Below are 9899 nucleotides of genomic sequence, written 5' to 3' on the forward strand. Positions count from 1 at the left end.
CCTGCGCAACAACGGCGCCGACGCGCTCTGACGGCGCCGTTGTTGCGCAGGGACTGCGCGTACTGCTGGAGGACCCAGACCTCGTTCTGCGCGGCCGCCAGGTGGTCCGGGGCAACGTTGCTGCCGAGGCGGGTGAGGCTGCCCTGGACGTCGTTGATCCGGCGGTCGACGGCGCGCAGGCGGACCTTGACCAGGTGCTCGCCCGCGTACGCCTCGTCGATGGACTTGCCGTGGAAGACCTCGACCGCGAGCTCGGTGACGAGCTTGCGCACCGTGTCGTTCGGCGTCGCGTCGAGCACCTGGACGAGGTACTCGCGGGTCTCGGGGACACCGAGCTCCGCGCCGCCCGCCTCCGCGATGCACTGGCGGACCGCCGCGTACGGCGGGGCGGTGAACTCGTCGATCCCGTAGGCGTCGAACGCCGGGGAGACCAGGGCGGGCTTCTGGAGGGCGAGCTTGAGCAGCTCGCGCTCGGTGCGGTGGGCCGGGCTGCGGAGGTTGAGCGCGGGGCCCGAGGGGACGACGGCGGGTGCCTGGATCTCCTGGCGCCGTGAGCCGCCGCGCGCGCCGGGTGCGGGTCCCCGCTCGCCGCGGCCCCTGGCCCACTGGGCGAGCTGGTTGACCCGGTGGACGACGTACTCCTGGTCCAGGATGCCGACGAAGCCGGCGAGCTGGACGGCGACCTCGCGCTGCACGCTGCCCGTCTTGATCTTGGCGACCACCTGGGCCGCCTCGTCGAGCGCGGCGGCGCGGCCCGCCGGGGTCTCCAGGTCGTAGCGGGCGACGATCTGGCGGAGTGCGAACTCGAAGAGCGGGGTGCGGGGCTCGACCAGGTCGCGAACGGCCTCGTCGCCCTTGGCGAGACGCAGGTCGCACGGGTCCATGTTGTCCGGGGCGATCGCGATGTAGGTCTCGGCGGCGAACTTCTGGTCGTCCTCGAAGGCGCGCAGGGCGGCCTTCTGGCCCGCCGCGTCCCCGTCGAAGGTGAAGATCACCCGGGCGCTGCCGTTGTCCATCAGGAGGCGGCGCAGGATCTTGATGTGGTCGCCGCCGAACGCCGTGCCACAGGTCGCGATGGCGGTGGTGACCCCGGCGAGATGGCAGGCCATCACGTCCGTGTAGCCCTCGACGACGACGGCCCGGCTGGACTTCGCGATGTCCTTCTTGGCCAGGTCGATGCCGTACAACACCTGGGACTTCTTGTAGATCGGCGTCTCGGGGGTGTTGAGGTACTTCGGCCCGTTGTCGTCGTCGCGCAGCTTGCGGGCGCCGAAGCCGACGATGTCGCCGGAGGTGTCGCTGATCGGCCACATCAGCCGGCCGCGGAAGCGGTCGATGGGGCCGCGCCTGCCGTCCTGGGAGAGGCCGGAGGTGATCAGTTCCTTGTCGCTGAAGCCCTTGCCGCGCAGATAGCGGGTGAGGTGGTCCCAGCCCGCGGGGCTGTATCCGACGCCGAAGTGCTCGGCCGCCGCCTGGTCGAAGCCGCGCTCGGCAAGGAACTTGCGGCCGATCTCCGCCTCGGGGCCGTCCAGCTGTTCGACGTAGAACTGGGCGGCCGCCTTGTGGGCCTCGACCAGCCTGATCCGCTCGCCGCGCTGGTGGGAGGGGTTGTACCCGCCCTCCTCGTACCGCAGGGTGATGCCGGCCTTGGCGGCGAGCCGCTCGACGACCTCCGCGAACGTCAGATGGTCGATCTTCTGGACGAAGGCGATCGTGTCGCCGCCCTCCTGGCATCCGAAGCAGTGGAAGAGGCCCTTGCTCGGACTGACCTGGAACGAGGGCGACTTCTCGTCGTGGAAGGGGCACAGGCCCTTGAGGTTTCCACCGCCCGCGTTGCGCAGTTGGAGGTACTCGGAAACGACGGCGTCGATCGGGACCGCGTCCCGGACCGCCTTCACGTCGTCGTCATTGATCCTGCCTGCCACGAGTGAAGTCTACGGGTGGCGTCGGACAGTCATGGTGCCCGCGGGTGTGATCCGGTCCGCCCGCCGCCCGTGCCGCCGCCCCCGGGCCGTGGCACGGGGGCGGCGCGGTCATCGGGGCCGGGGCGCTCAGATCAGTGACTCCAGGGGCACCGACGGGTCGGCCAGGGCGTCCGGGTCGACCGGCTGTCCGGCCCTGATCAGTTCCTGCACGGTCTCCGTGACGTCCCACACGTTCACGTTCATCCCGGCGAGGACCTTGTGGTCCTTCAGCCAGAACGCGATGAACTCGCGCTTGCCCGCGTCACCGCGGATCACGACCTGGTCGTAGCTGCCGGGCGGTGCCCAGCCCGAGTACTCGAGGCCGAGGTCGTACTGGTCGGAGAAGAAGTACGGCACCCGGTCGTAGGAGACGTCCTGGCCGAGCATGGCGCGGGCGGCGGCCGGTCCGCTGTTCAGCGCGTTGGCCCAGTGCTCCACCCGCAGGCGCGTGCCGAGCAGCGGATGGGCCACGTTGGCCGCGTCCCCGGCCGCGAAGATGTGCGGGTCGCTGGTGCGCAGCGAGGCGTCCACGGAGATGCCGCCGCCCTGCTCACGCGGGGCGATCTCCAGCCCGGCGGCCTCGGCGAGGGCGGCGCGCGGGGCGGCGCCGATCGCGGCGAGGACGTCGTGGGCGGGGTGCTCCTCGCCGTCGTCGGTGCGCACGGCGAGGACCATGCCGTCCTGGCCGACGATCTCGGTGAGCCGGCCGCCGAAGTGGAAGCGGACGCCGTGGTCGCTGTGCAGGTCGGTGAAGATCTGGCCGAGCTCGGGGCCGATGACCTTGAGCAGCGGGGTCGCCTCCGGTTCGACGACGGTGACCTCGGCGCCGTATCCGCGGGCCGCCGCGGCGACCTCCAGGCCGATCCAGCCGGCCCCGGCGATGACCAGGTGACCGTTGTCGCGGCCGAGCGCGGCCAGCACGTTGCGCAGCCGGTCGGCGTGGGCCAGGCGGCGCAGATGGTGGACGCCCGCCAGGTCGGTGCCCGGGATGTCGAGGCGGCGCGGTTCGGCGCCGGTGGCCAGGAGCAGCTTGTCGTAGTGGATGACGGTGCCGTCGCCGAGCTCCACGGAGCGGGCTTCGCGGTTCAGCGCGGTGACGGGCTGGCCGAGGTGGAGCTCGACGTCGGCCCCCGCGTACCAGGCCGTCTCGTGGACGAAGACGCTGTCGCGGTCCTCCTTCCCGCCCAGGTAGCCCTTGGAGAGTGGCGGGCGTTCGTACGGATGGTCGCGCTCATCGCCGATCAGGATGACCCGGCCGCTGAAACCCTCCGACCGGAGCGTCTCCGCTGCCTTCGCTCCGGCCAGTCCTCCGCCGACAATGACGAACGTCCGATGTGCGTCGACCACTTGATGCCTCCTCGGTGCTTGCTGCGCGGCGCCAACTGCGAGCGTCCCGCACGCAGCGTGATGGCGAAAGAGGGTGTGACCCGATCAGGTCACGCCCAGTGGTCATATGCCAGTGTGCCGACCGGGGCCCGCACACCGGGAGCAGGGGGTGCTGTCAGCCGCGGCGTGCGGTGAGCGAATGGTGCAGGGAACGGGCCGAGGCGTCGGTCAGGGCGGCGATCTGGTCGACCAGGACCCGCTTGCGGGCGCGGTCGTCGGGGGCCGCCTCGTACAGCGCCCGCAGCTGTGGCTCCAGCCCCTCGGGCGCGCGGGCGGTCAGCGCGGCGGCCAGTTCGGCGATGACGATCCGCTGGCCGGCGCGGATCTCCTCCTGCTCGGCGCGCTGCATGACGTAACGGTCGGCGACCGCCTTGAGGACCGCGCACTCGTGGCGCGCCTCACGGGGAACGACGAGTTCGGCACGGTATCTGCCGAGGCGTCCGGTGCCGTACGCCTGCCGGGTGGCGCTCTCGGCGGCGAGGCAGAACCGGCCGATCAGCTGGCTCGTGGCGTCCTTGAGCCGGGCCTGGGCGACGGCCGATCCGTCGTAGCCGTGCGGCCACCAGTCCTGGCCGATGAGCCGGTCGAGTGCGTCGGACAGCTCCTGGGGGTCGGTGTCCGCGGGGACGTAGCGTCCGATGGCGACGGCCCAGATCTCGCGCCGCTCCGGCTCGGCGTCGAGGCAGTTGGGGTCGATGTGCCCGGCGTGCAGCCCGTCCTCGAAGTCGTGGACCGAGTACGCCACGTCGTCGGACCAGTCCATGACCTGGGCCTCGAAGCACTTGCGGCCTTGCGGGGCGCCGCTGCGGAACCAGTGGAAGACCGGCAGGTCGTCCTCGTACACCCCGAACTTCGGGGAGGCGGGATCCGTGGGGTGGGCGCCTCGGGGCCAGGGGTACTTGGTGGCGGCGTCGAGTGCGGCGCGGGTGAGGTTGAGGCCCACGCTGACGAGTTCGCCGGTGCGGGTGTCGGGCACGAACCGTTTGGGTTCGAGGCGGGTCAGCAGCCTGAGCGACTGGGCGTTGCCCTCGAAGCCGCCGCAGTCGGAGGCGAAGTCGTTGAGTGCCTGTTCGCCGTTGTGCCCGAAGGGCGGGTGGCCCATGTCGTGCGAGAGGCAGGCCGTCTCGACCAGGTCGGGGTCGCAGCCGAGCGCGGCGCCGAGTTCCCGGCCGACCTGTGCGCACTCCAGCGAGTGCGTGAGCCGGGTCCGCGGGCTGGCGTCCCAGACGTGACTGCGGGTGCCCGGGGTCACGACCTGGGTCTTCCCGGCGAGCCTGCGCAGGGCCGCGGAGTGCAGCACCCGGGCGCGGTCGCGCTGGAAGGCGGTGCGGCCGGGCCGTTTGTCCGGCTCGGTGTCCCAGCGCTCGGCGTCGGCGGCGCCGTAGGGAGCAGTGCCGGGGTCCTGGGTGCCGTAAGCGGTGTCCGTGCCGTGGGTGTCGTCCCTGCCGTACGTACCGTCCGTGCCGTCCGTGCCGTTCATGGGAACGACAGTAATCGGCCGCACCGACAGGAGGGCTCAGGCGGAGGCCAGGAAACGTGTGTTCATCAGGGTTTCGTGCGCCGGTGCGCCGGCCGCCCGTGCCTGGTCGTAGCGGTGGAGCAGCAGCCGTGCCATGGCCGGGTGGGCGCCGAGCGGGGCGGCGGCGATCCAGGTGGCCTCCGCCGCCGCGGCCGAGGCGAAGCGTCCGGGGGCGGTGAAGTACGAGGCGACGGCGACCCTCCGGCGGCCGCGGGCGGCCAGCGCGCGCAGGGCGGCCGGGACGGTGGGCGTCGCCGCGGAGGCGTACGCGGGCACGACGGGCACCCCGCCGAGCCGTTCGCTGAGCAGCTGCGCGGTGCGGCGGGTACCGGCGGCCGACTCGGGGTCGCGCGAACCGGCGGCGGCCAGCACCACGGCGCTGTTGCGGTTCCCGTCGTCCGAGGGACACCAGCCCGCCTCGGTGAGCCGGCCGTGGAGCGCCTCGACCAGCAACGGGTGCGGGCCGAGGGGGCCGGCGGTGCGGGTGCGCAGGGCGGCGGCGCCGGCGACGGCCTCCGGGATGTCCTGCTTCACGTGGTAGCCGCGGCCCAGCAGCAGCGGTACGAGGACCGCCTCACCGCTGCCGAGGTCGTCCAGGGTCCGCGGGAGGAGGGGTTCGTTGAGCTCGATGTGGCCGAGCCGGACGTCCAGCCCCGGCCGCAGCTCCCGCACCCGGTCCAGGAGTTCCGTCACCGTGTACAGCGCCCGCGGGTCCCGGCTGCCGTGCGCGACGGCGACGAGGGCGGGGGCGGCGGGAATCAGCGGGCTCACGTTGCTGTGCGGGGACTGCTGCGGGGTGCGGTGCATGGGCCGTCGGGTTCCGTTCAGGGAGACGAGGCTGAGCTGGGTGCCTAGTGCCGCGGTGATGCGGGTCAGCAATTGCGCCGTGCTGTCGAGGGGCAGGGACTCCTGGGGGCGTTCGTGCGCCGTGCTGTCGAGGGGCACGGGCTCCTCTGTGCGTGCGTGCGCCGTGCAGTGCAGGGGCGGGGATTCCTGGGGACGTTCCGGGGCCGGCTCCGTCATGGACCGATGGTGCCGGGCGCAGGTTGCCGCCTCGTTGCGCGCCGGTCACGGCCGTTTTCCGCTACCTCACCGAGAGCCCCTGCCCACTGTCAGACGGCCGCCGCGGGCCGGACCTGACCGGCGAACAGCCGCTCGATGACGTCGGCGACCCCGTCCTCCTCGTTGGTGGCGGTGTGCGCCGCCACGGCGGCCAGTACGGCCGGGTGGGCGTTGGCCATGGCGTAGCCGGTGCCGGCCCAGGTGAGGACGGTGAGGTCGTTGGGCATGTCGCCGAAGGCGATGACCTCGGTGGCGTCGATGCCCCGGGCCGCGCAGAGCATCTCCAGGGTGCCGGCCTTCGTGACGCCGGGCGCGCTGATCTCCACCAGTCCGCGCCCGCCCGAGTGGGTGAGCTGTACCTCGTCGCCCGCGCCCAGGCGGGCGGCGGCCAGCAGGGTGTCGGCGTCGAGCCGGTCGGACCAGACGAGCAGTTTGGTGACGGGGGCCTCGGTCAGCCAGAGGTCGGCGAGGGTCGGTACGGGGAGTTCGGCGCCGACGTCCTCGGACATGCGCAGCCGGTAGGCCGGTTCGTACAGCACCTGGTTGCCGGTCTCCAGGGCGAAGCCCACCTCGGGCACCGCGGCGGCGAGTGCGGTGGCGACCCGCCGGGCGGTGGTCAGGGGCAGGACGCGGGAGGAGACGACGGTGCGGGCCGCGATGTCGTACACGAGCGCCCCGTTGCTGCAGACCGCCGTGCCCACGAGCCCGGCGGCCTCGGCGAGCCGGTCGACGAACCTGGGCGGCCGGGCGGTGACGATGACGATCTCCGTGCCGGCGTCCTCGGCCGTGCGCAGGGCGCGCAGGGTGCGGGGCGACAGGGTGCCGTCGTTACGGAGCAGGGTGCCGTCGAGATCTGAGGCGATCAGCCGTGGGAGCAACATCGGCCGATGCTACCGACGGGTGCTCACGGGAGAACCGTTTCGGCCGTCCGCTCGTCAAGCGGTAGGGGACGGTTCGGCACGACGACAGGGATGTGGGGGCTCCGATGCGGCTGAGGCCATGGGGAGGACGGGCGGTCCGGGCGCTGCGGAGGACCGCCGTCCGGTTGCGGCCCCGGCTGCCGCGGACCCGGCGGGGGCGGCGTCTGGCCGTGCAGGGGGTGATGGTGGCCTGTGTGCTGGCGCTGGCCCCGGCCACCTGGATGCACACGGTCGCCGATGCCCGGGTAAGGACGGCGGCGGACGTGCCCGCGCAGCAGGTCGCGGTGGTGTTCGGCGCGGGGTTGTGGGACGGCAGGCCGTCCCCGTATCTCGCGAACCGGCTGCGGACCGCGGCGGAGCTGTACCGGGACAAGAAGGTGAAGGTCGTGCTGGTGACCGGTGACAACAGCCGGGTGGAGTACGACGAGCCGGACGCGATGCGCACGTTCCTGGTCGCGCACGGGGTGCCGGACAGCAGGATCGTGAGCGACTTCGCCGGCTTCGACACCTGGGACTCGTGCGTGCGGGCCAGGAAGATCTTCGGGGTCGAGCGGGCCGTGCTGGTGAGCCAGGGGTTCCACATCCGGCGGGCGATCGCGCTGTGCCGGGCGGCGGGGATCGACGCGTACGGCGTCGGGGTCGAAGCCGTACACGATGTGACCTGGTACTACGGCGGCACGCGGGAGGTGTTCGCGGCGGGGAAGGCGGCCCTGGACGCCCTGTTCGAGCCGGATCCGCACTTCCTGGGGCCCAAGGAACCGGGCGTGACCAAGGCCCTCGCGGCGGACGAACGCTGATCGCGCCCCGCACCTCACCGCCGGTCGCCGGGCGTGCTGAGGTGGGCGTACCGGCGGTGTAACCGGGAGCGGGCGCCCGTGTAACACCCGGATTCCAGTCTGGGGGCATGACCAGCACCGCGACTGCCGCCACCGCGACCCACTGCCCGTACTGCGCGCTGCAGTGCGGCATGAATCTGCGCCCGGTCGCCGGTGACGCGGTCGTCGAGGTGGAGGAGCGCACCGCCTTCCCCGTGAACCGGGGCGCGCTGTGCGGCAAGGGCCGGTCGGCGCCCGCCGTGCTCTCTTCCGCGGTACGGCTGACCGGGCCGCTCGTACGCGATCCGGCGAGCGGGCAGCTGGAACCGGCCGGCTGGGACGAGGCGCTGGCCCGTATCGCCGAGGGGCTGCGGGGGACGCGCGCGGAGCACGGGGCCGACGCGGTGGGGGTGTTCGGCGGCGGCGGGCTCACCAACGAGAAGGCGTACGCGCTCGGGAAGTTCGCCCGGGTGGTGCTCGGCACCTCGCAGATCGACTACAACGGGCGGTTCTGCATGTCGTCGGCGGCCGCCGCGCACCAGCGGGCCTTCGGGCTCGACCGCGGGCTGCCGTTCCCGCTGGAGGACATCCCGCGCACCGGGTGCGTGATCCTCGTGGGGTCGAACCTCGCGGAGACGATGCCGCCCGCGCTGCGCTATCTGACCGAACTGCGGGAGAACGGCGGCCGGCTGATCGTCATCGATCCGCGTCGCACCAGGACCGCCGAGCAGGCCGACCTCCATCTGGCTCCCCGGCCCGGCACCGATCTGGCGCTCGCGCTCGGCATGCTGCACCTCGTGGTGTCGCAGGGGCGGGTGGACGAGGACTTCGTACGGGAGCGCACGAGCGGCTGGGACGAGGCGCGGGCCGGGGTGATGGCCCACTGGCCCGAGCTGGTGGAGCGGCTGACCGGCGTACCGGTGCCGCAACTGCGCGCGGCCGTCGAGATGTTCTGCGCCGCGGAGAGCGGCATGGTGCTGACCGCGCGCGGCCCGGAGCAGCAGGCGAAGGGCACGGACACGGTCGGCGCCTGGATCAACTTCGCGCTGGCCACCGGCCGTGCGGGCCGCCCGCTGTCCGGCTACGGCTGCCTCACCGGCCAGGGCAACGGCCAGGGCGGTCGTGAACACGGCCAGAAGGCCGACCAGTTGCCCGGCTACCGCAAGCTCACCGACCCGGCGGCGCGCCGCCATGTCGCGGAGGTGTGGGGCGTCGATCCCGAGTCGCTGCCGGGGCCGGGGCGCAGCGCCTACGAACTGCTGGACGCGCTGGGCACCGAGGTGCGGTCGCTGCTGGTGATGGGGTCGAACCCGGTGGTGTCCGCGCCGCACGCGGGGCATGTGGAGGAGCGGCTGCGGTCGCTGGACTTCCTCGCGGTCGCCGATGTGGTGCTGTCGGAGACGGCCGCGCTGGCCGATGTGGTGCTGCCGGTGACGCAGTGGGCCGAGGAGACGGGGACCACCACGAACCTCGAGGGCAGGGTGCTGCTGCGCCGGCGTGCGGTCTCCGCGCCCGCGGGTGTCCGCAGCGATCTGGACGTGCTGCACGGGCTGGCCGGTCTCCTCGGGCACGGGAAGGGGTTCCCGGCCGACCCGGCGGTGGTGTTCGACGAGCTGCGCCGGGCGTCGGCGGGCGGCCCCGCGGACTACGCGGGCATCACGTACGAACGGATCGCCGCCGAGGACGGGGTCTTCTGGCCGTGCCCGGACACGGAGCACCCCGGAACGCCGCGGCTGTTCCTGGACCGGTTCGCGACGGACGACGGGCGGGCCCGGTTCGTGCCGGTCACGCACCGGCCGTCCGCCGAGGAGACGGACGCGGAGTTCCCGGTGGTGCTGACCACGGGCCGGGTCGTCGCCCAGTACCAGTCGGGGGCGCAGACCCGCCGGGTGGCGGAGCTGAACGCCGCGGCCCCGGGCCCCTTCGTGGAGCTGCATCCGCGGCTCGCCGAGCGGATCGGGGTGGCCGAGGGCGAGCCGGTCGCGGTCACCTCACGGCGCGGGCGGGCGGTGGCACCCGCCCGGATCACCGTGGCGATCCGGGCGGACACCGTGTTCATGCCGTTCCACTGGGCCGGTGAGGGCCGGGCCAACACGCTGACCAACCCGGCCCTGGACCCGGTGTCGAGGATGCCGGAGTTCAAGGTGTGCGCGGTGAGGGTGGAGGCCCTGTCCCAGCCCCGGGGCGCCTCTCAGAGCGAGGTCACCGGGGCCGTCTCCGCGGAGACCCAGCC

7 protein-coding genes are annotated in these 9899 nt (G+C 73.1%); 2 read left to right on the forward strand and 5 right to left on the reverse strand.

Features of this window, described 5'->3' with window-relative positions; translation table 11 throughout:
• The 5 genes from dnaG to JGS39_RS30805 all read right to left on the reverse strand — a co-directional run.
• Positions 1-1925 (reverse strand): DNA primase (dnaG, locus tag JGS39_RS30785; protein ID WP_219572984.1); only part of this gene is annotated, 1925 nt, incomplete at its 3' end.
• A gap of 126 nt (positions 1926-2051) precedes the next feature.
• Positions 2052-3311 (reverse strand): NAD(P)/FAD-dependent oxidoreductase, encoded by a 1260-nt coding sequence (locus tag JGS39_RS30790; RefSeq protein WP_219572985.1) that lies wholly within the window; start codon positions 3309-3311, stop codon positions 2052-2054.
• A 154-nt stretch (positions 3312-3465) separates the two neighbouring features.
• A complete protein-coding gene (locus JGS39_RS30795) occupies positions 3466-4830 on the reverse strand; it encodes a deoxyguanosinetriphosphate triphosphohydrolase (protein ID WP_219572986.1) in 1365 nt (454 codons plus the stop codon).
• Between the two features lie 36 nt (positions 4831-4866).
• The gene (locus tag JGS39_RS30800) at positions 4867-5814 is read right to left on the reverse strand and encodes a sirohydrochlorin chelatase (protein ID WP_443742900.1); all 948 of its coding nucleotides are present in this window, start codon (positions 5812-5814) and stop codon (positions 4867-4869) included.
• Between the two features lie 167 nt (positions 5815-5981).
• A complete protein-coding gene (locus JGS39_RS30805; RefSeq protein WP_219572989.1) occupies positions 5982-6797 on the reverse strand; it encodes a Cof-type HAD-IIB family hydrolase in 816 nt (271 codons plus the stop codon).
• Between the two features lie 119 nt (positions 6798-6916).
• Here JGS39_RS30805 and JGS39_RS30810 point away from each other — a divergent pair, with 119 nt between their 5' ends.
• Positions 6917-7648, forward strand: coding sequence for a SanA/YdcF family protein (locus JGS39_RS30810; RefSeq protein WP_219572988.1), 732 nt, complete (start codon positions 6917-6919; stop codon positions 7646-7648).
• Between the two features lie 107 nt (positions 7649-7755).
• Positions 7756-9899: molybdopterin oxidoreductase family protein (locus JGS39_RS30815; protein WP_236065836.1), on the forward strand; the 2144-nt coding region annotated here is incomplete at its 3' end.

Origin of the sequence: Streptomyces poriferorum (assembly GCF_019399235.1) — a bacterium.
Lineage (GTDB): Bacteria > Actinomycetota > Actinomycetes > Streptomycetales > Streptomycetaceae > Streptomyces > Streptomyces poriferorum.

Coding starts and splice junctions, on each gene's coding strand:
- JGS39_RS30810 (WP_219572988.1), top strand. CDS start 6,917: ATGCGGCTGAGGCCATGGGGAGGACGGGCGGTCCGGGCGCTGCGGAGG.
- JGS39_RS30795 (WP_219572986.1), bottom strand. CDS start 4,830: ATGAACGGCACGGACGGCACGGACGGTACGTACGGCAGGGACGACACC.